At 33.0% G+C, this 23102-nt stretch carries 27 protein-coding genes; 13 read left to right on the plus strand and 14 right to left on the minus strand.

The window, feature by feature from the left end; genetic code table 11:
- Window positions 1-28 precede the first annotated feature (28 nt).
- Window positions 29-259 carry a hypothetical protein gene (locus tag K5790_RS03660; protein ID WP_297592484.1) on the plus strand — a complete coding sequence of 77 codons (231 nt, stop codon included), beginning with the start codon at window positions 29-31 and terminating at the stop codon, window positions 257-259.
- 25 nt (window positions 260-284) lie between these two features.
- On the opposite strand, the gene K5790_RS03665 is transcribed toward K5790_RS03660, so the two are convergent.
- Window positions 285-473, minus strand: a complete 189-nt coding sequence (locus K5790_RS03665) for a hypothetical protein (protein WP_297592486.1) — start codon at window positions 471-473, stop codon at window positions 285-287.
- Between the two features lie 172 nt (window positions 474-645).
- Here K5790_RS03665 and K5790_RS03670 point away from each other — a divergent pair, with 172 nt between their 5' ends.
- The 6 genes from K5790_RS03670 to K5790_RS03695 all read left to right on the plus strand — a co-directional run bounded on the left by K5790_RS03670 (window position 646) and on the right by K5790_RS03695 (window position 7916).
- Complete coding sequence (locus K5790_RS03670) at window positions 646-1131, plus strand: cytidine/deoxycytidylate deaminase family protein (RefSeq protein ID WP_367182855.1); 486 nt, start codon at window positions 646-648, stop codon at window positions 1129-1131.
- 4 nt (window positions 1132-1135) lie between these two features.
- Window positions 1136-3691, plus strand: a complete 2556-nt coding sequence (locus K5790_RS03675) for a DNA-directed DNA polymerase I (protein ID WP_297592490.1) — start codon at window positions 1136-1138, stop codon at window positions 3689-3691.
- A 9-nt stretch (window positions 3692-3700) separates the two neighbouring features.
- Entirely contained in the window at window positions 3701-3982 is a 282-nt protein-coding gene (locus tag K5790_RS03680; protein WP_297592491.1) for a SemiSWEET family transporter, read from the plus strand.
- Window positions 3983-4020: 38 nt separating this feature from the next.
- On the plus strand, window positions 4021-4674 hold the full coding sequence (gene tpiA, locus K5790_RS03685) for a triose-phosphate isomerase (protein WP_297592493.1): 654 nt from the start codon (window positions 4021-4023) through the stop codon (window positions 4672-4674).
- Window positions 4675-4707: 33 nt separating this feature from the next.
- The gene (ppdK, locus tag K5790_RS03690; RefSeq protein WP_297592495.1) at window positions 4708-7467 is read left to right on the plus strand and encodes a pyruvate, phosphate dikinase; all 2760 of its coding nucleotides are present in this window, start codon (window positions 4708-4710) and stop codon (window positions 7465-7467) included.
- A gap of 230 nt (window positions 7468-7697) precedes the next feature.
- Window positions 7698-7916, plus strand: coding sequence for a hypothetical protein (locus tag K5790_RS03695; RefSeq protein ID WP_297592497.1), 219 nt, complete (start codon window positions 7698-7700; stop codon window positions 7914-7916).
- Between the two features lie 8 nt (window positions 7917-7924).
- On the opposite strand, the gene K5790_RS03700 is transcribed toward K5790_RS03695, so the two are convergent.
- On the minus strand, window positions 7925-8323 hold the full coding sequence (locus tag K5790_RS03700) for a hypothetical protein (RefSeq protein WP_297592499.1): 399 nt from the start codon (window positions 8321-8323) through the stop codon (window positions 7925-7927).
- A gap of 127 nt (window positions 8324-8450) precedes the next feature.
- On the opposite strand from K5790_RS03700, the gene K5790_RS03705 reads away from it, so the two are divergent.
- Window positions 8451-9443: an aldo/keto reductase gene (locus tag K5790_RS03705; RefSeq protein ID WP_297592501.1), complete on the plus strand. Its 993-nt coding sequence runs from the start codon at window positions 8451-8453 to the stop codon at window positions 9441-9443.
- Window positions 9444-9566: 123 nt separating this feature from the next.
- On the opposite strand, the gene K5790_RS03710 is transcribed toward K5790_RS03705, so the two are convergent.
- Window positions 9567-9815: an Lrp/AsnC ligand binding domain-containing protein gene (locus K5790_RS03710; protein WP_297592503.1), complete on the minus strand. Its 249-nt coding sequence runs from the start codon at window positions 9813-9815 to the stop codon at window positions 9567-9569.
- Between the two features lie 274 nt (window positions 9816-10089).
- On the opposite strand from K5790_RS03710, the gene K5790_RS03715 reads away from it, so the two are divergent.
- Both K5790_RS03715 and K5790_RS03720 read left to right on the plus strand, forming a co-directional pair.
- Window positions 10090-10212, plus strand: a complete 123-nt coding sequence (locus tag K5790_RS03715) for a hypothetical protein (protein ID WP_297592505.1) — start codon at window positions 10090-10092, stop codon at window positions 10210-10212.
- Window positions 10213-10357: 145 nt separating this feature from the next.
- On the plus strand, window positions 10358-10915 hold the full coding sequence (locus K5790_RS03720) for a CBS domain-containing protein (RefSeq protein ID WP_297592507.1): 558 nt from the start codon (window positions 10358-10360) through the stop codon (window positions 10913-10915).
- Window positions 10916-10919: 4 nt separating this feature from the next.
- On the opposite strand, the gene mce is transcribed toward K5790_RS03720, so the two are convergent.
- The 3 genes from mce to K5790_RS03735 all read right to left on the minus strand — a co-directional run bounded on the left by mce (window position 10920) and on the right by K5790_RS03735 (window position 12492).
- Complete coding sequence (gene mce / locus K5790_RS03725) at window positions 10920-11315, minus strand: methylmalonyl-CoA epimerase (protein WP_297592509.1); 396 nt, start codon at window positions 11313-11315, stop codon at window positions 10920-10922.
- Between the two features lie 399 nt (window positions 11316-11714).
- Window positions 11715-12245: an Lrp/AsnC ligand binding domain-containing protein gene (locus K5790_RS03730; RefSeq protein WP_297592511.1), complete on the minus strand. Its 531-nt coding sequence runs from the start codon at window positions 12243-12245 to the stop codon at window positions 11715-11717.
- Window positions 12246-12252: 7 nt separating this feature from the next.
- Window positions 12253-12492 (minus strand): Lrp/AsnC ligand binding domain-containing protein, encoded by a 240-nt coding sequence (locus K5790_RS03735; protein WP_297592513.1) that lies wholly within the window; start codon window positions 12490-12492, stop codon window positions 12253-12255.
- A 161-nt stretch (window positions 12493-12653) separates the two neighbouring features.
- Here K5790_RS03735 and K5790_RS03740 point away from each other — a divergent pair, with 161 nt between their 5' ends.
- Window positions 12654-13304 carry a hypothetical protein gene (locus tag K5790_RS03740; RefSeq protein WP_297592515.1) on the plus strand — a complete coding sequence of 217 codons (651 nt, stop codon included), beginning with the start codon at window positions 12654-12656 and terminating at the stop codon, window positions 13302-13304.
- On the opposite strand, the gene K5790_RS03745 is transcribed toward K5790_RS03740, so the two are convergent.
- Genes K5790_RS03745 through K5790_RS03765 form a run of 5 tightly spaced genes read right to left on the minus strand, consistent with a single transcriptional unit; the run spans window position 13305 to window position 18951 of the window.
- A complete protein-coding gene (locus tag K5790_RS03745) occupies window positions 13305-14906 on the minus strand; it encodes a methylmalonyl-CoA mutase (protein ID WP_297592517.1) in 1602 nt (533 codons plus the stop codon).
- Window positions 14907-14910: 4 nt separating this feature from the next.
- Window positions 14911-15831: a methylmalonyl Co-A mutase-associated GTPase MeaB gene (gene meaB / locus K5790_RS03750; RefSeq protein ID WP_297592519.1), complete on the minus strand. Its 921-nt coding sequence runs from the start codon at window positions 15829-15831 to the stop codon at window positions 14911-14913.
- A gap of 41 nt (window positions 15832-15872) precedes the next feature.
- Window positions 15873-16280: a hypothetical protein gene (locus K5790_RS03755; RefSeq protein ID WP_297592521.1), complete on the minus strand. Its 408-nt coding sequence runs from the start codon at window positions 16278-16280 to the stop codon at window positions 15873-15875.
- Window positions 16273-18774 (minus strand): M1 family metallopeptidase, encoded by a 2502-nt coding sequence (locus K5790_RS03760; RefSeq protein WP_297592523.1) that lies wholly within the window; start codon window positions 18772-18774, stop codon window positions 16273-16275. The genes K5790_RS03755 and K5790_RS03760 overlap by 8 nt, the downstream gene beginning before the upstream one ends.
- 48 nt (window positions 18775-18822) lie before the next feature.
- Window positions 18823-18951 carry a hypothetical protein gene (locus K5790_RS03765; protein WP_297592525.1) on the minus strand — a complete coding sequence of 43 codons (129 nt, stop codon included), beginning with the start codon at window positions 18949-18951 and terminating at the stop codon, window positions 18823-18825.
- Window positions 18952-19133: 182 nt separating this feature from the next.
- On the opposite strand from K5790_RS03765, the gene K5790_RS03770 reads away from it, so the two are divergent.
- Together K5790_RS03770 and K5790_RS03775 are read left to right on the plus strand one after the other, a co-directional pair.
- Entirely contained in the window at window positions 19134-19721 is a 588-nt protein-coding gene (locus tag K5790_RS03770) for a hypothetical protein (RefSeq protein WP_297592527.1), read from the plus strand.
- A gap of 70 nt (window positions 19722-19791) precedes the next feature.
- Window positions 19792-20214 (plus strand): cobalamin B12-binding domain-containing protein, encoded by a 423-nt coding sequence (locus tag K5790_RS03775; protein ID WP_297592529.1) that lies wholly within the window; start codon window positions 19792-19794, stop codon window positions 20212-20214.
- A gap of 9 nt (window positions 20215-20223) precedes the next feature.
- Here K5790_RS03775 and ilvC read toward each other — a convergent pair whose 3' ends face one another.
- The 3 genes from ilvC to K5790_RS03790 all read right to left on the minus strand — a co-directional run bounded on the left by ilvC (window position 20224) and on the right by K5790_RS03790 (window position 23097).
- Window positions 20224-21237, minus strand: coding sequence for a ketol-acid reductoisomerase (gene ilvC / locus K5790_RS03780; RefSeq protein WP_297592982.1), 1014 nt, complete (start codon window positions 21235-21237; stop codon window positions 20224-20226).
- Between the two features lie 374 nt (window positions 21238-21611).
- Window positions 21612-22142 (minus strand): nicotinamide-nucleotide adenylyltransferase, encoded by a 531-nt coding sequence (locus tag K5790_RS03785; protein ID WP_297592531.1) that lies wholly within the window; start codon window positions 22140-22142, stop codon window positions 21612-21614.
- A 34-nt stretch (window positions 22143-22176) separates the two neighbouring features.
- Window positions 22177-23097, minus strand: a complete 921-nt coding sequence (locus K5790_RS03790) for an EF-Tu/IF-2/RF-3 family GTPase (protein ID WP_297592533.1) — start codon at window positions 23095-23097, stop codon at window positions 22177-22179.
- Window positions 23098-23102: the final 5 nt, after the last annotated feature.

The raw sequence follows: 23102 nt of genomic DNA on the forward strand, positions 1-23102 counted from the left end.
AAATCCAATTTTATATTAAAATATGATAGTGGAACAAAAAAAGCCACTGCAAAAACGTGAAATTCAAGAGGTAGGAAAAGAAGAAAGAATGGCAGTGGAACTTGAATTACTAGTAAAAAAAGAGCAATTCAAAAAAAGCATTCATGCCAAAAAGGATTTGTTAAAGGAAGAAAAACAAATAGTGAATTTAGAACTAGCAATAAAAAAAGAAGAATTCAAAATTAAAAGCAAAAATAGAAAAATAAGAGTAGAATTATAAAAAAAGGAATTTTAGAGAATTAGGTTTAACCCAATTTCTTCTTAGCTTTGTTTATCATAGCAGTCTCTTCACGAAGATGACTTTTCAAAAGGCGTTCATGATCTTTTTTGTGAACGCTGTATGCCTTGTTTAGGGCTTGTTTTGATTTAGCCTTTTTTACAGCATTTTGAAATTTTTTGTGAATGACGTTAACTTGAGCTGAATAACTTGCCATCAGATCTATAATATTTGTTAAGTAAAAGAACATTATGTAGTATAATCTACAAAATGATTTTATCCTGAATTGATCGCAAAAAATGATCTTTTAACGTGATCCATATATTGAACAGACAAACAAGATTCGTGTGAGCAGTTCTTTTGAGAGACCCAATTGGGATGAATATTTTATGCTTCAGGCAGAATTGGCTAAACTTCGGTCAAATTGTCTTACAAGACAGGTAGGTGCTGTTATTGTTAGAAAAAACAGGCAATTAGCAACAGGCTATAACGGAACTCCGCCTGGAATAAAAAATTGTTTTGAAGGCGGGTGTAAACGATGTCAGTTACGAATGGAGGGGAAAATTGAATCCGGAGCATCACTGGACAGATGTCTTTGCAATCATGCAGAAGCTAATGCAATAATGCATTGTGCAATATTAGGAATTGAGGCTGGAATTGAAGGTGCAATGTTATACACAACTTTTGTTCCGTGTCTTGAATGTACAAAAATGGCAATTACAATAGGAATTAAAAAATTCATTTGTCTTGATTCGTATCCTGAAACTGATTTTGATTTACTCAAAGAGGCAGGAGTTGAAGTAGTTCAATTAGATAAAGAAAGAATTGCAAGATGGGCAAAAGAGCTAATAGGGAAATACGAAAAACCCGTGTAAGAAAATGCAAATTAACATAAAAACAGATAATATTGATTCGATGCCACCATCAATGTTAGTATCTGCAGCATATGATAATAATTCAAAATCAGCAGTTTTAAAATTCTATGAACCAAAATCAGAGAAATTAATTATTTGGAAAGATGAAACAGGACACAAACCTTATTGTTATTCAAGATTAGCACCAGATGAATTAGAATTTCTCCAGGAAAGAGACGATGTTCTTGAAATTAAAACGGTTCAGAGATATGATCTCATGAAGGATAAAGAGATCGATATGTCAAAGATCACAGTAGCTGATCCTTTAGCTATTGGTGGAACTACAGGAGACAAAAGTATCAGAAATGTAATTGAGACATGGGAATCAGATATCAAATATTATGAAAATTATCTATATGATAGACTACTAATCGTTGGAAAGTATTACGAGGTAATTGATGGGAAAATAAAACCACACGATATGGACATATCTGATGAGGTCAAACTTGCTCTGAAGAGTCTACTGTGGGATAAAGTAGATAGCGAAAACATGGTAGACGCTGAAGGATTCAAAAAATTCATTTCTGAATGGGCAGATTTACTCAATCAACCCATTCCAAAAATTAGAAGGTTAAGTGTAGACATTGAAGTAGAAGCAGAGATTGGAAGAATACCGGATCCAAAAATTGCAGAAAAAAAAGTTACTGCAATTGGATTAAAGGGCTCAAATGGATTTGATCAAATTTTTGTTCTAAAAATAGAAGACACAGATCTAGGAGTAAATGAATTAGAGAAAAACATCCAAGTTACATTTTATGATAAAGATAAAGAAAAAGAGATGATCCAGGATGCATTTGATATCATCAAAGATTTTCCATTTGTCTTAACATATAACGGAGATGAATTTGATTTGCCATATCTATACAATAGAGCAGAGAGATTAGGAATTCCCAATTCAAACAACCCACTTTACATGATGCGAGATTCTGCAACACTTAAACAAGGCGTACATTTAGATTTGTATAGGACATTATCTAACAGATCATTTCAAATCTATGCTTTTAGTCAAAAGTATACTGATTTTTCACTAAATAGTGTCTCAAAGGCATTACTTGGAAAAGAAAAGATAGATTACGGATTAGAATTTGATCAATTTTCACTTTATCAAACTGCAAATTATTGTTACAATGATGCACTTCTAACATATGAGCTTACAAGTTTTAACAATGATTTGTTGATGGATCTTCTGGTAATCATTGCACGGATAGGAAGAATGCCAATTGACGATATTGCAAGGATGGGGGTGTCTCAATGGATTAGAAGTTTGTTATATTATGAACATAGACACAGAAATTGTTTAATTCCAAAAAGAGAAGAGCTCGAAAGAAGATCAGAGGGTGTTATGTCTGATGCAGTCATCAAAGATAAAAAATACAGAGGCGGTTTAGTTGTAGAACCGAAAGTAGGGATTCATTTTGATGTAGTAGTTATGGATTTTGCAAGTCTATACCCAAGCATTATCAAAGTTAGAAATTTGTCATATGAGACTGTTAGATGTCCACATGAAGAATGCAAGAAGAACACGATTCCTCAAACAAATCATTGGGCATGCTCTAAGAGAAACGGATTAACATCAATGATAATTGGATCACTAAGAGATTTGAGAGTGAATTACTACAAGAGTCTTTCAAAAAAAGAGACTTTAACTGATGAACAAAGGCAACAATATACAGTAGTCAGTCAAGCCCTCAAAGTAATTCTTAATGCAAGTTACGGTGTAATGGGGGCAGAAATATTTCCACTTTATTTTCTGCCAGTAGCTGAAGCAACTACAGCTATTGGAAGATACACAATTCTAGAGACTATAAAAAAATGTGAAGCAACAGGTATTGAAGTTTTGTATGGAGATACAGATTCACTGTTTATCAAAAATCCAACAAAGGAACAAATTCAAAAAGTAATAGAGCAGGCAAAAAAAGACCATGGAGTTGATTTGGAAATTGATAAAACATATAGATATTGTGTGTTAAGCAATAGAAAGAAAAACTATCTAGGTGTTACAAATGATGGTAAAGTTGATGTTAAGGGGCTAACAGGAAAAAAATCACACACACCACCATTTATCAAAAAATTATTTTATGAATTGTTAGACATATTATCAAATGTTCAAACAGTAGAAGATTTTGTTAAAGCAAAACAACAAATTTCAGAAAAAATTTCAACATGTGGGAAAAAAGTAATAGCAAAAGAAATACCGCTAGAGGATTTAACATTCAATGTTATGCTAAGTAAGGCTCCATCAGAATATACCAAAACTATCCCTCAACACATACGTGCTGCAAAGCAATTAGAAGCAATTAGAGAAGTAAAGAAAGGAGATAAAATTTCATTTATTAAAATTCTAAATAAACCAGGTGTGAAACCAGTCGAGTTAGCTAAAAAAGAAGAGATTGATTCAAACAAATACATGGAGTTTATGGAATCAACATTGGAACAAATCACATCATCAATGGGTTTAGATTTTGATACAATGTTGGGAAAGCCAAAACAAACAGGACTAGATGAGTTTTTCTGGAATTAGTGAATTCTAATGGAAGTTGATGGAACACTACTAACTATTCTAGGAATTGCTGCAGGCATTTTGATTTTATCAGGATGGGTTGAGCAGATATACAAAGGATATAAAACCAAAAGTCTAAAAGATGTTTCAAAATTTCTCATGATCTTTATTTCTGCAGGTGCAATATTGTGGTTGATTTACGGGATCATAGTCTCAGATGTATATATCATAGGCACAAATAATGCTGCAATCGTTTTAATGATAATTGTTCTTTTAATGAAACGAAGATATGACAGACAATTGCTGAGCTAATCAAGAATTAAATACAATGCAGAAATTTTCAAAGAAAGATGTTTGTAATTAATTGTAAAAATTATGAAGAGATTGCAGGAGATAACATCATAAAATTTATCAAAATTGCAGAAAAAGTTTCTAAAAAATTTAATGTAAAAATTGCAATTGCACCACCCCAACATCTCATTGGATTAGTATCAAATAGTTCAATTCCAATTTTAGCTCAACATATTGATGTTTCAAAAGTTGGGAGTACTACAGGGTTTATTATTCCTGAACTATTAAAAAAATCCAAAGTCAAAGGGTCTTTAATAAATCACAGCGAACATAGGATTAGTTCAGATGAAATTAAAAAACTAGTAATAAAACTAAAAGAATTGAAAATGCTATCAATTGTTTGTGTAAAAGATGTTGCAGAGGCAAAAAAATATGCTAAACTAAATCCAGATTACATTGCAATAGAGCCTCCAGAATTAATTGGTTCAGGAAAAGCAGTATCAAAAGAAAGACCAGAATTAATCAAAAAAGCTGCAGATGCAATTAAGAATGCTACAAAAACAAAACTTCTTTGTGGTGCTGGAATAGTATCAGGTCAAGATGTGGCAAAAGCAAAAGAGTTAGGATCAAAAGGTATTCTGGTTGCCAGTGGGATTGTTAAGGCAAAAGATTGGAATGCTATAATGTCCGAATTTGCCAAGTCAATGGTTTAATACCCCCTTTTTGGGATTGGTTAATCGTAAAAAATGAAACAAGTTTACTTTTATGATGAAGAAGACGGAAAAAACAAGAAACTCCTAGGAGGAAAAGGAGCTGGTCTGTGTGAGATGACCCGACTAAAGTTACCGGTCCCACCTGGATTTACCATTACTACTGAGGTTTGTAAAAAATACTATGAAAACAACAAAAAACTTCCAAAAACACTCATGGCTGAAGTTAAAAAAAATATTGCCAAAATTGAAAAGAAAACAGGTAAAAAATGGAATAATAAATCCAATCCACTTCTAGTATCAGTTAGATCAGGTGCAGCAATATCCATGCCTGGTATGATGGATACAATTCTAAATTTAGGATTAAATGATCAAACAGTATTAGGATTAGCTGAGAAGAGTCAAAACCCAAGATTTGCATGGGATTCCTATAGAAGATTTGTTCAATTGTTTGGCAAAGTTGTTTTTGGTGTTGAAGATAAAAAATTTGATGAGGTTTTAGATGCTGCAAAGAAAAAACAAAATGTAGAGATAGATAGTGATCTAAACGAAACATCCCTTAAAGAAATTGTAACACAATACAAACAAATTTGTGATAATCACACAGGAAGAAAATTCCCATCAGATCCCACTGAGCAATTAGAATTAGCAATAAAGGCAGTGTTTGGAAGCTGGATGGGGGAGAGGGCAATTGTATATAGAGAGAAAAACAACATTACAAAAGATATTGCGGATGGTACTGCGGTAAACGTAGTTTCCATGGCTTTTGGAAATATGGGAAACGATAGTGCAACCGGAGTTGTATTTACAAGAAATCCTGGAGATGGAACACGTACAATTTATGGAGAGTATCTAATTAATGCACAGGGAGAAGATGTTGTTGCAGGAGTAAGAACAGGCAAACAAGTAGATGAAATGAAAAAGGATCTTCCTAAATCATATGAACAACTTGCAAAAACATGTGAGAAATTAGAAAAGCACTACAAAGAACCACAAGATATTGAATTTACAATTGAACAGGGACGTTTCTATTTGTTGCAAACAAGAAATGCAAAAATGAATGCAGTTGGAATGATAAAGACTTCAGTAGACATGGTAAAAGAAAAGCTAATTGATAAAAATAGAGCACTTACAAGACTTCAAGCAGAGCAATTAGAGCAACTACTACACAGAACCATTGACACTAATGAAATTAAAAACTATACAAAACTAGCAAAAGGAATCGCAGCTTCGCCAGGAGCTGCTAGTGGAATTGCAGTGTTTGATGTCAAACGTGCTACTATTATGGGTGAAAACGGGGCAAAAGTAATTTTAATCAGAGAAGAAACAAAGCCTGAAGACGTACCAGCATTTTTTGAATCAACTGGAATTCTTACAAGTAGAGGAGGAAAAACATCTCATGCAGCAGTAGTAGCAAGAGGAATGGGTAAACCATGCATCGTAGGATGTTCTGATTTGAAAATAGATTATAATAATAAACAATGTGCAGTTGATGGTAAAGTAGTACATGAAGGAGATGCAATTACAATTGACGGTAGTTCTGGTCTTGTATACATTGGAGACATTCCAACTATAGAACCAAAAATAACATCAGATTTTAAGACAATCCTAGAGTGGGCCAAGCAAGCAAAGAAAATAGGAATCAGGGCAAATGCAGATACACCAGAAGGGGCAAAACTTGCAAGAGAGTTTGGAGGGCAAGGAATTGGATTGTGTAGAACTGAAAGAATGTTCAATGGGAGGGACAGAATTGGAATGTTTGTTGATATGATAATGGCTGAAAACATCGATGAGAGAACCAGAGTTCTAAAGAAATTAGGCGAACTTCAGAAGAGTGATTTTATCGAGATACTACAAGCAATGGAAGGGTATGAAGTAACAATCAGATTACTAGATCCACCACTACATGAATTCTTACCAAATCCTGAAGAATTAGCAGAGAAGATTCACAAATTAGAATCACAAAACGCAATTGAGGAAGTCAAAAAGGCGAAAATAATTCTAAAACGTGCAAGAGAGCTTGCTGAAATTAATCCAATGATGGGGCATAGAGGAGTCAGGGTTGGAGTCACATATCCTGAAATTTATGAAATGCAAATTCGCGCCGTCTTTGAAGCACTAGTTGAATTAACAAAGAGAAAAGTAAATGCACATCCACAAATCATGATCCCTCAAATTAGTAGCATTGCAGAATTAAACCATATTAAGCGAATCTACGATTCAATCAAAAAAGAAATGGAAACAACACACAATATGAAACTAAAGATTAACTTTGGAACCATGATTGAGGTAGTAAGGGCAGCACTGACTGCAAATGAACTTGCCACTACTGCTGAATTTTTCAGTTTTGGAACAAATGATTTGACACAGGGAACATTTAGTTTCAGTAGAGAAGATGTGGAAGGTAAATTCCTTCCAGAATATATGGAAAAAGAACTTCTTGAGAGAAATCCATTCCAATCAATTGATGTAAACGGTGTAGGGAGTTTAATGAAAATAGGCATATCATTAGGGCGTGGAATTAGACCAAACATGGAGATAGGAATTTGTGGAGAACATGGTGGAGATCCAAGTTCGATAAAATTCTGTCATAAACAAAATCTTAGTTATGTTAGTGCATCACCTCATAGAATTCCAATAGCGATTGTTGCAGCAGCACAAGCAGCAATAGAGCAACCAAAGATAAAATCTAAATCAAAAACCAAGGCAAAACCAAAACCTAAAGCAAAATCCAAACCAAAGGCTAAAACAAAATCTAAAAAATCAAAGTCAAACCTCAAAAAGAAAAAGAAATAATTGATTCCACAATACCCTAGACCTTTAAACTAAATCAATACAATTCTTCATTCTATGAATTATCGTTGTTTGATATGTAATGTAATTGTGGACACTCCCAAAAAATTAGAAATGCATTTGCAAACAGATCATAAATGGGGAGTAAAAAAATCAAAATAACAATATTTCCAACCTTAAATCTTAGAAATGAATAGTGATGCTTATAGATCATTGTTGAATAAATGGATCAAATGGGAGATTGTGTCCAAACTTGGAGAAAAAAGATAAAACTTCAAGAACTCACAGAAATAGCAAAACAGGAACTAAAAACAGAGAACGACATCAATCAAGTGTACAAAAAACTTGATTTGGAAATGCAGATACGTTGGAGGTTTGTAAGCAGTACCAGAAAACAATACATTGAAGATATTAAGAAGATTTTAGCAAATCAATATGTTCTAGTTATTTAATTTCTGATTCACTTTGGAGAAAATACAGATAGCCAATAATGCATAATTTTTCGATTCAATTCAATAAACATATCAGCATTATCATTAATTACTTTGGCATTATTTTTGCTGGCCTCAATTGTAGTAATAGTAATTTTGTTTACAGTGGTCCTATATTTTAAAGCCTCTTCACTTAGATTCTCAAGTATAGATTTTGCAGTATCAGGAATCTTAAAATCATATCCAGAATTTTCTTGAAATTCTTTTTGCATAGATAAACTTGCATTAATTGTATTTTTCCATGCCTTGTACCATTCATTTTGCAGATCAAATAATGTTTGTTGAATATGGGGCACAGATGTTTCAAGTTCTAAAAAATATTTTTGATTGATTTTATCTAATACATCAATATTCTTGGTTTGAGTCATAATTTAGATGTAAAATATACAGACTTAAGCTTTTGGAAATATCATTTTTGTTCTAAATGGCTTCAATTAAAAATCAAATTAATGCTCAAATGACTTTGTTTTTTAAAGAGAATTTTGTGATAACATCATGACATTAGAGAGAGCAAATCTTGCCAAAGATTTAGAGATTTGTAGAATTCTAAATGGGATGTGGCAAGTTGCAGGAGGACACGGTCAGATTAATTTTGAGTTGGCAATATCAGAAATGTTGCAATACCATAAAGATGGATTTACTACTTGGGATTTGGCAGATATTTATGGACCAGCAGAGTCATTGATTGGAAATTTTAGAGAAACCCTAGGTAATGAGAAAGAAAAGTCTCAAGCATTTACAAAATTTGTTCCAAATCCAGGTCCAATGAGTAAGAGTATTGTAACTCACTATATAGAACAGTCATTAAAGAAAATGAAAACAAATTGTATTGATTTACTGCAATTTCATTGGTGGGATTATAATAATTCAAGTTATATTGATGCTTTGCACCATTTATCAAACTTACAAAGAGAACAAAAAATAAAGCATTTGGGACTGACTAATTTTGATACTGAACGAGTCAAAATCTTGATAGAAAATAATTTTGAGATCATTTCAAATCAAGTTCAGTATTCAATTTTAGATCAGAGACCTGAAAAAATTATGACATCATATTTTGCAAAGCATGGAATAAAAATTTTAACATATGGAACTTTGTTAGGAGGGTTTTTTTCAGAAAAATATCTAGATCAAGATGAACCACATAGAGGAAATTTGATTACAGCAAGTTTACAGAAATACAAAAACATGATAGATGTGTGGGGTGGGTGGTCATTATTCCAAGAATTACTACACATATTAGATAACATTGCAAAAAAACATAACTGCAGCATTGCCAATATTGCTACAAGATACATTTTAGATAAACCTCAAGTAGCAGGAGTAATAATTGGTGCAAGATTAGGAATAAGCAATCACAGAGAAGATAACTCTAATGTGTTCAATTTCAAATTAGAACAAGAAGACATATCTTCTATTAAATCAATTACTGAAAAATCAAATGATTTGTTTGAAGTTATTGGAGATTGTGGTGATGAATACAGATAATTTATCACAAATTTTGATATTAAGGTTCAGGGGCATATTGGCATGAAATTAGGAATAAAACTTTTGATTATTGGAGTAATTGCCATTATTGCTCAAATCTTTGGAAGTCTTTTATTCTAATATTCAATCATCTATAGTTCCACCTTGACCAAACAGGATGGGCATAGTGTAAGAACTTGTGACGTTTTCAATTTGTCTTAAAGTTTCGATAATTCTATCTAAACCAGATTCTATATCATGTTTAACTTTAAGAAAAATATCGTACTTTCCCCAAATACCATTTACCTCTAATACAAAATCCATACTTTTTAGAAGAGTGATTATTTCTTTTTCATGTCCAGGATTGCATGTAAGTAGAATGTATGTTTGCATAGTTAGAATATGCAGTTTCTCAAATATAACCAGATTGGGATCTTAGATCCCTAAGAACAGAATAGTGGTGCTTTTAGGTCATTATTGTAAATTTTAGGCATGTCGGAGTTAATTATAGAATATTTACATGTAAAAAATATCAAGAGAACTACCCAATTTCTTATTGAGTTGTATGACAAATCAATTACATGTAATTTATGTAGATTGAAAATGCACGTCAAGACATGAAAGTTGAATTTCAACACCCTTAAGTTCTCACAATATCTGAAAAGTCATGCCAGAACCTAAAGAGTCATGTCTTGATTGTGAGACACCATTAGAATTAACTATTCAAGGTCAGAAAAAAAAGCCATGTCCTAAATGTGGTGCCTATAGAAGAAAACGAGAATTTGTTTAAATGTAGAATTAGACAGTTTTCTCAATTATACATAAAAGAAAAATTCCAATAACATGGATGAAATTAATACAAGCAATGAAATGTTAAGAGATCTCATAGGATAGATACATAGTTTTTAAAACTAATTAGATTAATTCTAATCAAATTGCTACCTAGAATTGATTCAATAAAGCAGATAAGGCAAAAAATAGGAATTACCCAAAAAAAACTGGCTGCCATGACAGGAGTCAGTACATCAATGATCAATCAGATAGAATCAGGAAGAAGTCAGCCTAGTTATGAGACTGCAAAAAAAATTTTTGAGAGTTTGGCAAAACTAGAAGGAGAATCATCATCCCATACTGCTGGAGATTTTTGCAGCAAGGACATTGTAAAGTTAAAACCAACTAACACACTTCATGATGCAATTAAAAAAATGCATCAATTGTCAATTAGTCAGATTCCAGTTTTTAGTAATTCTGAAATTGTAGGAGTTGTGTCTGAAGATGGAATTGTAAAACATTTAGCAGATCTTGGAGAAGCTGAATTAAAAAATGCAAAACTTGCAGATACAATGGATCCAGTTCCACCTATTGTAGATTATGACACACCAGCAAATGTTCTAGTTCCATTAATTAGATATTCAAAATGCATTTTAGTATCAAAGAAATCAAAGATTGTTGGAATCATTACAGCTTCGGATACTTTGAAAATGATGGAGTAAATTATTACTTAGGATGTGAACATAATTCTGCTAAAACACCATGAAGTGATTTTGGATGAATGAAAGTTACTTTGGTTCCTGCAGAGCCAGGTCTAATTTTTCCCAAAAACTGAATACCACATCCTTCCATTCGCTGAACTTCACCTTCAATATCATCAGTTTCTAAGGCCATGTGATGCAATCCTTGTCCTTTTTTATCAAGAAATTTTTTAATTGGACTTTCATCATTTGTTGGCTGCATTAGTTCCACTCGACCATTTTCTAAATGAATGATTGCAACTTTAACACCTTCAGTCGCCACTGTTTCAAATTCAACATTTTCAACACCCAGAGCTTGTTGGTATACTTTAGCTGATTCCTCCACATCATTTACTGCAATAGCAATGTGATCAATTTTCATCTAAATTAGTCCTGAAATGACAGTATTAATGAGTTTTTTAAAAATTTATCATAAAAAGGAAAGGGTTCAATATGGCTGAACCCAACCACCACAAGATACGCAGATAGTCATGCCATCATCATTCTCATAGGTTTCTGAGCCTGGAGGGCATTACATTGACGTATTTCATCCATGAAATTACTAAGAAATCAAGGTATTAGAATCCAAAATTAAAAAAATGAATAAATGTTTGTTTTTTGAATTTTTTTCATACAAATTTTTGGAAATGATACAATCAGGAATAAATCACAGAATAGATTACATAGTACATGTCAAAAAAGTTAGAAACAAAAGAAGACAAAGAAAAATTTAGAGAAAAAATCGCCAAGGGCGAAGTTTTAGAATTTACCTAGACTGAAATCACCTACTAAATCCCTGTTTATTTATTAAATTGATTGTGTTAGTAGATTTTATTCCAGGTATCTTTCTTATTTTTTTGCTAATTATTTCAGAGATTTCATTGTATGTAGGAGCTACAATTTTACAAATAATTTCATAGTTACCAATTAGTAAATCAGCTTCTACTACTGTAGGAATATTTTTTAGTTCATTCATAATGCTATCCTCATCAGACTTTGAGCAATGAATCGCAATGTAAGCTTGTGCCATATGCTCATCTAAAACTTGCTGTTCAGATTCAGTTGTTTTTTGTAGTCCTGGTTTTTTATCCACAAGTAATGTAAGTGTTGATCTAATCTTTGAGATTTTTCTAATTCCTTGTGAGATATCATGTAGAATTGAATCTTCGCTTGGAGATTCAAGTTTTGCCAACACATCAAAGCTTCCAAATGTACCATGTGCACTCTTTATACTTCCAATATTTCTCAAATTAGATATTACAGAATCCTCAGAGCCAGAATCGTTAACAATTAAAACAAAAGCTTTTGCCATTTTTCTCCTAACATTGTCCTGGGATTCCCATTAATGTAAGTGTAGAGCGAACATGAGGTATTTTTCTAATATTCCAAGTAATAGTTTCTCTGACCTTTTCTCTATCAGAGTTTTCAATCTTTGCGATGATATCATAAGCCCCAAAAGTACCATGAACCTCATGTACAGATTCGATATGTTTTAGCTCATCAATTACCGATTCTTCAGAACCAAGATCACAATTTACCAAGACAAAAGCAGTTTCCATACGATGGGTACATACATACAATATTTAAGTAAAAACATCAGAATTACTCATAATTATAAAGAAGAATCTTCAAATATCAAACATATTTTTAATAAATTTTTGTTCTTTGATCATTCAGAATTACTTCTAAGATTAATCAGACAGACAGACAACTCAAAAATATGGTAATTCAATATTTTGTAGAGATTGCAAGTTTTCTTGATTTTGCTAGATATACATGTGCGTTAAGAGAGAATCCATTAAGAGTATACAAATTCTCTTACAAAAACAAGAATATTTTCTCAACTAGAAAACTGCTAGCAAATTCAATTTTACATTTTTTCGTAGTATCTGAAAAAGATGGAAGATACATCTCTTATGACCCATTAGGGGGGAAAGAGACAGCATCAATAGTAAATCAAATAACAAAGACAGGAAATTATGCACCCATAGTAGAACTAGATTCTTTACCATTTCCAATAAAGCTTACAAAAAATGTCAAAGATAAATTCAAAACAATAAAAATTCATGATTTAGGTGATCTTGCAAGACTTACTTATGATCCAGAGTGGCCTGAGAATTATGAATTTACATTGCTTGCAATGCCATACAAGAAGAAATGGTTGATAGGATACATTACAAGAATAGATTTAGAAAATACATTTTTTTGTTTTAACTATGTAACATTAGATGATGAACCTACATTACCATTTCTAAAGTATACCGAACATGTAGGAGGGCAAGCTGAATTTACAAATAAATTTCAACATGGATTTCCTTATTTACCTGTAGTGAAGTTAAAATCAGCACACCCAATTTTTGGATTAAAATAACTAAAAAACTTCTTTTGGGCGATACTCGCCAAAAACTTCTCTGAAAGTATTACTTATCTCACCAGTTGTAGCAAATGCTTTAGCAGCAGTTATTATGTAAGGCATAAGATTCTCTTCAGTATCAGCTGCACTCTTCATTGCAGACAAGGAATTTTCCCATTTCTTTTTGTCACGAGATGAACGTAGTGCTTTTAGAGCCTTCTTTTGTTGGATTTCAATTTTTCCTCCAATTCTTAGCAAATCAGGTTGAACTTCTTCTTCAACATACTTGTTTACTCCAACTAGAATTCTCTCTCCATCATCAGCTTCTTTCTTTAAACGATACGCATTTTGTCTAATTTCAGATTGGAAAAACCCCTTCTCAATTGCTTTTACAGAACCGCCCATTTTCTGAATTTTCTTCAAATATTTCCATACACCCTCTTCAATTTGATCAGATAGTTCTTCCAAATAGTATGATCCCCCTAGTGGGTCAGCAGTCTTTGTAATACCGCTCTCATGAGCTACAATTTGCTGGGTTCTCAGAGCAATTTTAGCAGATTCTTGTGTTGGTAATGCAAGTGCCTCATCTCGAGAGTTTGTATGAAGTGACTGTGTTCCTCCAGCAACAGCAGCCATCGTCTGAATTGCAACACGAACAATGTTATTATCAGGTTGCTGAGCAGTTAATGATTCACCGCTTGTTTGAGTATGGAATTTTAATTGTAATGAACGAGGATTTTTTGCATGAAACATTTCTTTTAGAATTTTTGCATAGACTTTTCTTGCAACTCTAAACTTTGCAACTTCTTCAAAGAATTCAATTGTACAACAAAAGAAGAAAGATAATCTCGGAGCAAACTCATCAATTTTTAATCCTTTATCTAAACAAGTTTGAATGTATGCAATTGCATTTGCCAATGTAAATGCAACCTCCTGTGTTGCAGTACAACCAGCCTCTCTCATATGATAACCAGAAATTGAAACAGGATACCATGAAGGAACTTTTTGTGCACAATACTCAATCATATCACCAATTAATCTCATTGAGGGTTGTGGGGGATAGATGTAGGTATTTCTTGCAATGTATTCTTTTAAGATATCATTTTGAGTTGTTCCACGAAGTTCATGGCTTTTGAATCCCTGAGACTCACCAACTGCAATGTAGTAAGCAAGAAGCGTGGATGCAGTAGAATTGATGGTCATCGATGAACTAACCTTACCTAATGGAATTCCTTCAAAAGCAGTCATCATATCTTTAATGGATGTAATTGAGACTCCAACTTTGCCAACTTCTCCTTCAGCTTGCGGAGCATCAGAATCATATCCTATCTGAGTAGGCAAATCAAATGCCATACTAAGACCAGTTTGTCCTTTTTCAAGCATAAACTTGAATCTCTCATTCGTGAGCTTTGCATCACCAAAACCAGAGTATTGCCTCATTGTCCAAAATCTATCACGGAACATTCCAGGATGAATCCCACGTGTGTATGGATAAACTCCTGCATCTTCTACAGGTCTTTTCTTTGAAGATTTTTGGTAAATTCTCTTTACTTCAAAATTAGAATCTGTAAAAATTTTCTTTTCAGGTTCTTTTGATTTTGATGATTTTTTTGCAGCCATAATATCACTTTATTAGAGATTTTGTAATTTTGTCTCCTGCATCAAATGGATTCATAGTTTTTGATTGTAATTTTTTAATATATGTTGAAAATGTTTTATTAGAATCTAACATCTCTTCAATCTTTTCATCAATGTTATTTAAAACAATATCTTTGAGCTCTGCAACTAATCGTTCATGGTCTTTTTCTTTCTTTATTTTCTTTTTTGAAGCCATCATATCTTTGAGAGTTTTTGCAAACTCTGTAATTCCAGTATTTTTCTTTACAGATGTTTTTAGAATTATTGGATTTCGTTCAGTAGCTCCAATAAAATCTCTCACCGCATCAAAGAGTTGATTTGTACCACTAAGATCACTCTTGTTTACAAGATAGATATCGCCAATTTCAGTTAATCCAGCTTTGATTGTTTGAATACTATCCCCAGTATTTGGATTAAAAACTACTACAGTAATGTCTGCAATTGTGGATATTTCTACTTCAGTCTGACCAGCTCCAACACTTTCAATAATTATTGGATTAAACCCAGCATATTCTAAAACACGAATACTGTTTCGTAATGAATGAGAAATAGCACCAGTAGAACCACGAGATGCAATACTTCGAATGTATGTTCCTGAATCAGTAGATTCAGTCATCCTAACCCTATCCCCTAAAATTGCACCACCTGTAACGTGACTGGTAGGATCAATTGCAAGTACTGCTGGTTTTGTTCCCAATTTTTTTAATGCAACACTCGTGGTGTTTATCAAAGAACTTTTTCCAGCACCTGCAGGACCTGTAATGCCTATAATAATTGAATTTCCAGTATCTTTGAAAATTTTCTTTATGAGAATTTTTGCTTCTTTTGGATCATTTTCCACTAAGGAAATAGCTTTTGCAATTGCTCCACGTTTTCCTTTCTTTAGATCAGCTAACAAATCCAACACAATGTAAAGTTTGATGGGTGCAATAAAATCTTGTGCTAGATCTACTGTCTTGAGAAAATTATAGGAGGGGCAGGTTTATCTTGAGAATGCACTTCAGTTTTTAATTGAATGTGTCCTAATTCTTTGTGATCAATCTCTAGAACAATTGGATGAATTGCCCAACCATATTTTGGAGGATTTTGAAATGGCACTATTTCAATAAACTCTGAACCAGAAAATGATTTTTGAAATGTTTCATCCATGCCAAGAATTTCCATTACAACAGAATTAGTCTGAGAGGATTTATCTAAAAAAGAGACTTCAACATGTCCGGATTCATAGTATACTGCATCAACTTGAAATGTTTGGCGAAGTACATCCTTATCATCAGTACCTCCCCCAGTAAGAAAGAGTATTGCAAGTATAGTAATAATTCCAAGGACAATTGGAGGACCGAGTTTTTTAGCCATCTTTGAATTCTTTTCTCATCCTTCGTAACATTTTTGAATTTATTCTAATTCGTTCCAAAGTTTGAGCTTGGGTTCTCTCGGTTCCAGGAGTTGGATTCTTTTTGAAAAATGATTTTATTTCATTTTCCATAGAATCATCAGCTACAGAAGATATACTTGCAACAATTCTATTGAAAAGTGGATTTCCATGTCCTACCTTTTTGTTTAATTTGGTCCAATTTTTCTTGAGCCATGGCCATAAAACCTGTTTCCCATAAGGATTTGCAGCAACTTGTATAATTGGTAATTGCATGTTTTGAGAGCGCACCTCAGGAGTTTGAGAAAAGTTTAGAGTCTTTATTAGTAATTTTTGATCTTTGAACGCACACATTGCACCCAAGAATCTAAGTTTCTCCTCCATGGTCTTTGAGGTCTTGTATAGTTTGGTTAGTTGAGCATGAGTTTTTGCATTTCCATTCCATGCTGCTATTGAGCAAATTGGAGAAATCAAATCAGGAGATAGAGATGACGGATATTTTAAAAATTTATCATATCGTCTAAGTGCTTCATCAGTGACTTCATCATCATCCATCTTTCCAAGAGTGAAAATCACAAATGAACGTAATAGTGCATCAGTATGTTTGTCGGATTTTCTTGGTTCCCATCCCAAATTATGTAATAATTTTTTAATATAATTTAATGTATAACTTCGAATGTCTTCAACAAATTTTTCATCAAATGCTCTAAAATACAACGATGCTAAATTGTGAGCAACATTAACTGATGCTAAATAGCTATCCTCATCAAGGTACGCATCTGAAAAATCAAGATAGTTTCTTATCTGTTCATCTCCTGAAACACATAGTGAGAACAAATCATTTTGAATTGCCCATCTATCAATGGCAGGGATTCTTTTTTCATCAACTAACATCTTTAGATCAAGTAAAATTCCTTCATCATATTTGACACGATAAAATCCTTTTCGGCCATAATTTGCAACAAAACCCAGAGTATTTTTTGGCAGTTTGAGAGATAATGATTTTGTGGAAAATAGTTTTTTAGAAATTTCTTTTTCCAATCCAATTGACAAAGGTATTGACCAAATTCCTTTTCGGAATTTTTTATCATCTTCAAGCAGATATCGTTTCTGTTTAAGATGGAGATTATTTCCATCCTGATTAATCTCAACTAGAGGAAACCCAGGCTGTTTTAGCCATGTGTTGACCATAGAGCTTACAGGCATTTTTGAAGCTGCACCAATTGCATCCCATAAATCCTGACCTTTGGCATTTTTGTATTTAAAATCAGATAGATACTTTTTGAGACCTTTCTGGAAATTTGGCTCACCAACATAATGTTCTAGCATTCTTAAAACACACCCACCTTTGTCATAAGATATCGCATCAAAGATTTCTCGAATTTCAGCTGGAGAATTTACTTTAACATCAATAGGGTGTGTTGTCTTTAGTGAATCAAGCTCCATTGCAACATTCATTGCATCCTCAACAAATTGATTCCACAAATCCCAATCTGGATAATACTTGTCAACAAATTTTGTTGCCATAAAGGTTGCAAAACTCTCATTTAGCCACAAATCATTCCACCACTTCATAGTTACAAGATTTCCAAACCATTGATGAGCAATCTCGTGAGATATTACCTCAGCAATGAATTGTTTTGTTTTAGTTGAAGATGTTTTTGGATCATATAGCAATATGGTCTCTCTGAATGTTATTGCACCCCAATTTTCCATGGCTCCTGCTGCAAAATCAGGAACTGCAATTAGATCAAGTTTAGGTAATGGATACTTTATTCCAAAATATTTTTCATATGAGGTTAGTAATTTTTTCCCCAAATCTAATGAGAACTTTCCTTTTGATTTGTTCCCCTTTGTAGTGATTACACGAATCTGAATTTTTCCAACTTTTCCTGTCAAGTATTCAAATTCTCCAACTCCAAGATAAATCAAATAGGTGGAGACAATAGGAGTCTTAAAGAAGGTGTAAAGAGTTTTGTTTTGAATTTTTTTCTTTGATTTGACAGGCATATTTGATATGGCAGTAAATTTGTTATCGGCAATAATCGATATTTCAAATGTAGCTTTTGCTTCAGGTTTATCCCAACAAGGAAATGCTCTTCTAGCATCAGCTGCCTCAAACTGAGTGGTAGCAAGATATTTTGTCTTGCCATTTTGTGTGTATTTGCTGCGATAAAATCCTAATAATCGATCATTTAGAATTCCTTGAAATTCTAGATTAATCGTTGCCTTGCCTTTAATTTTTTCAGACAAGATAATTTGTAACTCTTCTTTTTCATCACTTGTTTTAGTAGTTGATTTTATTTTTTTATCACCATATATTATATGGCAGGATTTTATCTTTAGTTCTGCACAATCCAGGATAATTTTGTTTGTAGAATTTTTGCAAATTACAGAGACAGATTCTATTCCTTTAAATGTGAATTTTTTAAGATTTGGTTCAAAGGTAAGATTGTAATTTATCGGAGTAATATCCACGTCGGATTTACTTTTGATGCGCTTTAAGAATATTTTCTATTTTTAAAATCAAAGCCAAGGATCTGTTTTATCATCCCAAGACAAGGCATCATTTTGATCATCTTTAATTGAAGTGGAATTTGCAATGCTAGCAAGTAAACATTCATCTGAACAGTGAGATACCTCAGAGTTTTTCATTAATTTACCACAGTTTTCACAGTTTTGGCCCATTTCCAAATGAATTATGCATGTTTAGCAAGTATTCCCTCAAGGTCTGAAAGGGGTTTCTTTTTAATAGAAATATTCTAAATTATCAAAAATGATAATGGCATTCAAAGATTAAAGAACTTATAAGCAGATAAATAACTCCAAGAATACAATTGGATTCATCTTCAGTTAAACATCAAAATCACCCATCAAAAAAAGAAAAAACACGTAGCGTCACTTATCGTCTACCTGTAAAATTAGTAGAAGCAATAGAAACAGAAGCCATGAATCATAATATTTCACACAATGTAATGGCAAGACAAATTTTAGAAAAATATGTTCAGTGGGATAGGTTTGCAAATAAAATTGGGATCATTCCAGTTCCAAAAAAGATTCTAGATACATTAGGACTTGAAATGAGTCCAAAAGATATTGATGAGATAATAAGCTTGATAAAACCAGTCATCAAAGATTCTGTTTTATTTATCAAAGGCAAATATGATCTGAAGAGATGTATTGAAACTCTAGAAGACTATATGCGAGCATCTGGAATGAAGTCAGATCATAGAGTTGATGGTGCACTTCATCATTTTATAATTCAGCATGAATTGGGTGCTAATTGGTCCATGTTCACAGAACAATTACTAAAAGAAATATTTCATGAGTTCATGCCAGAATCAACAATGAAATGTCAAACAACAGAATCAACGGTAATTGCAACAATAGCACTTGGTGCAGATTTTAGTGAACATGATTACTAGTTCTTGAAATAAAATCGCCAGATTGAAAAGCTATGGAAAGCCTTTAAAATAATATAATTTACAAACAGTCATGAAGCAAAAAGCTGCATCGCGTAGTATCAAAATTTTAGTTGCTAAACTGGGACTTGATGGTCACGATAGAGGAGCTCTAGTTCTTTGTAGGGCTTTTAGAGATGCAGGAATGGAGGTTATTTACTCAGGACTTTTTGCAACACCAGAAAGAGTTGCACAGATTGCAGAAGATGAAGATGTTGATGCAATTGCAATGAGTTTACTAAATGGTGCACATGGTACACTTTTTCCCAGAGTAGTAAAGGCTGTAAAAAAGAAAGGCATTAACGATGTACTGATTGTAGGAGGAGGGGTAATTCCAGATATTGATCATAAAGATTTGATGAAAGCAGGTGTTGATCATGTCTTTGGGCCAGGAACCCCACTATCAACAATTATTGATCACATCACCAATGGTGTATCTAAATTAAGAAAAATATAAGAAAAAAGATTATTCTGTGGAATCAGGCCACATCATTTTTCGCATTTGTTTACCAACTTTTTCAATTTGGTGTGCGTCATATTCTTTCATGTATTTATCAAATGCTTCTTTACCATTTTTCTGATACTCAGAAATCCACTCACGGTTGAATGTTCCATCTTGAATCATGGTTAGAACTTTTTTCATGTTCTCTTTATTTGCGGAATCCATAACCATTGGTCCACGTGTAAGACCACCATATCGTGCAGTCTCACTAACACGTCTCCACATTCCATTAATACCATATCTCTGAATCATATCTACAATGAGTTTTAGTTCATGTAAAACTTCAAAGTATGCAATTTCTGGTTGATATCCAGCTTCAACGAGAGTTTCAAATGCATTTGTTATCATAGAAGCAGCACCACCACAAAGGTCAGCTTGCTCACCAAACCAATCAGTTTCTACTTCCTCTTTAAAAGTAGTTTGAATTAGTCCAGCTCTTGCACTTCCAATTGCTTTTGCAATTCCCAATGTTCTATCCCAAGCTTTTCCTGTAAAATCTTGTTCAACTGCAACAATAGAAGGAGTACCAAAATTATCAAGATATGTTTCTCGAACTTTGGAACCGGGTCCTTTTGGAGCAATCATTATGAGATCAACATTGTTTGGAGCTTCAATCCATTTCCAATAGATTGCAGCTGCATGAGAAAACGACAATGCTTTTCCTTCAGAAAGATTTGGTCCGATTTCATCTTTGTAAATTTGACCTTGAATCATGTCTGGGATTAGTATGTGAATAATGTCTGCTTGTTTTGTTGCATCTACAACGGACATTACTTTGTGACCGTCAGCTTGTGCCTTTTTCCAGCTATTACCACCTTCCTTAAGACCAATTATTACATTAAGACCAGAATCTTTCATGTTATTTGCTTGTGCATCACCTTGGATTCCATAGCCAATCACAGCAATAGTTTGATCCTTTATTGGGTCAAGACTAATATCGTTATCTTTCCATGTTTTTGCCATAATTCTATCTGAAATATTGCAAATATTAACTATGAAAATTGTTTAATAAAGATACTAAAATTGGACTAAATTTATTGAGTTCTAGAATTTGTAAATTTTCTGAAGGATAAATGCATCAGAAATTTCTGTCATTATTATATTGTCATAGTCAGGATCACCTATACATCCATAGCAAAATTACGTTGAAAAAATAACTAATGTTGTGTTTGACGGAGGATGTATTATTCTCACATTCAAAATTGAACCAAAATTAGGCATAAAGCATTAAAATCAGATTTTGATAATTTTGTTACAAGAACGACATTTGACAGTTACCTGTTCTCCTGGGAGTCTAATGAATCTCTTTGATCCACAGTCAGGACAGATAGGGCAAGCGCGAATCGGTTCCATTAGTGTTCAGTGGGTTTGGTATCAGATTTAGAAATTACTTCTAGTCTATTTTTAGCATTAATTTTTACAAGTATTTCAGATACAGCATTTGGGACTAGTTCTTTCCAAGAATCATCAGAGATAATCATTGAACGAATTTTTGTGGCATTGTATATACCCCTATTTAATAAGGATGGATTTACAACAGAAATTCCAGAATCAGCCAGTAGCATTGAGACATAATCATTTCCACTATACACCTTATCAAAATCAGGCAAGGCAGATTTTAGATATGAAGCCCATGTTGCTATATTGAATTGGTTTTCAAGGGAAACAAGAAAACACTTTGATAAATCTATTTTTTCATCAAGCAATGAATTATGAATCATTTCAATTCTTTCACCAGCAGTAAAAGGATCTTTTTCCAGATAATTAAATTGGGAACTAGTAATTGCAATTATAACTTCATCACATTCTTTAAGAATTTGTTTTACTAACTCTAAATGACCTAAATGAAAAGGCTGAAACCTTCCCATCATTAATCCGCGCATACAAAAATTATAATTTTGATTTTATTAAATTAGTCTATTGTATAGAACCACTGCCAAGAATTCTAATGGTGGGAGATTCAGGTTTTAAAATCACTGCAATTTGTCCTTTCTTGAACACTATTGGCTTTTCAAATGTTAGTGTCAACGGACTAATTGAAGAGAATTTTGCAGCTTTAATTTGTAATCCAATATTTACAAGACAGCCTTGATTTTCTGCAATTTCACTCTTGTAGAAGGGACTCTTTTGAAAATCAATAATAATTTCGGTTTTAACATCAACTGCTCCATCCTCAGAAATAATATCACCCCTTCCCACCTCATCAGGTTTTGCACCCTTTACTGCCAATCCCACTCTAGCAGGACATGTAGATTCACTTACAGGATCATCATGCATTTGAATTGATTTTATTAAAACATCAATTCCGGCAGGATATAATTTCAAATTATCATATTGTTTAATTTTTCCACTAGTTACTTTTCCAAGAATCACAGTTCCAACTCCCTTTACATCAAAGCAGTGATCAATTACCATCTCAGATTTACCATCAACAATTAATGGCTCCATCTTATCCATTTCTTCTTTAATTTTGTCTTGTTCAACTTTGATATAATTTTCAATGACGGTTCCTTTAATCATAGATTCAAGTTTTGATTCATCCACATCAAAGGTATGAGATAAAATTCCTTTTTCTTTTTTTAATGAGTCAAGTGCAATAATTTGCTCACCTGTAAATTTGTCTAATTTATCTACACAAAATATCACATATTCTGCTAAATTGATTGCCTGAAATAGAGGTTGAATTTTTTCTGGAAAACCTGATGGAGTAACCCATGTTTTGATAATATCAGATTCTTTTCTATCATAAAGAGAGAGATCAGTAGCTGTTCCTTTCTTTCCAAACTCAGAAGCAATATCTTGTTTTCCCAAGATTACAAAGTTTACCGATTTAACCAATGGAC

Origin of the sequence: Nitrosopumilus sp. (assembly GCF_025698945.1) — an archaeon.
GTDB lineage: Archaea > Thermoproteota > Nitrososphaeria > Nitrososphaerales > Nitrosopumilaceae > Nitrosopumilus.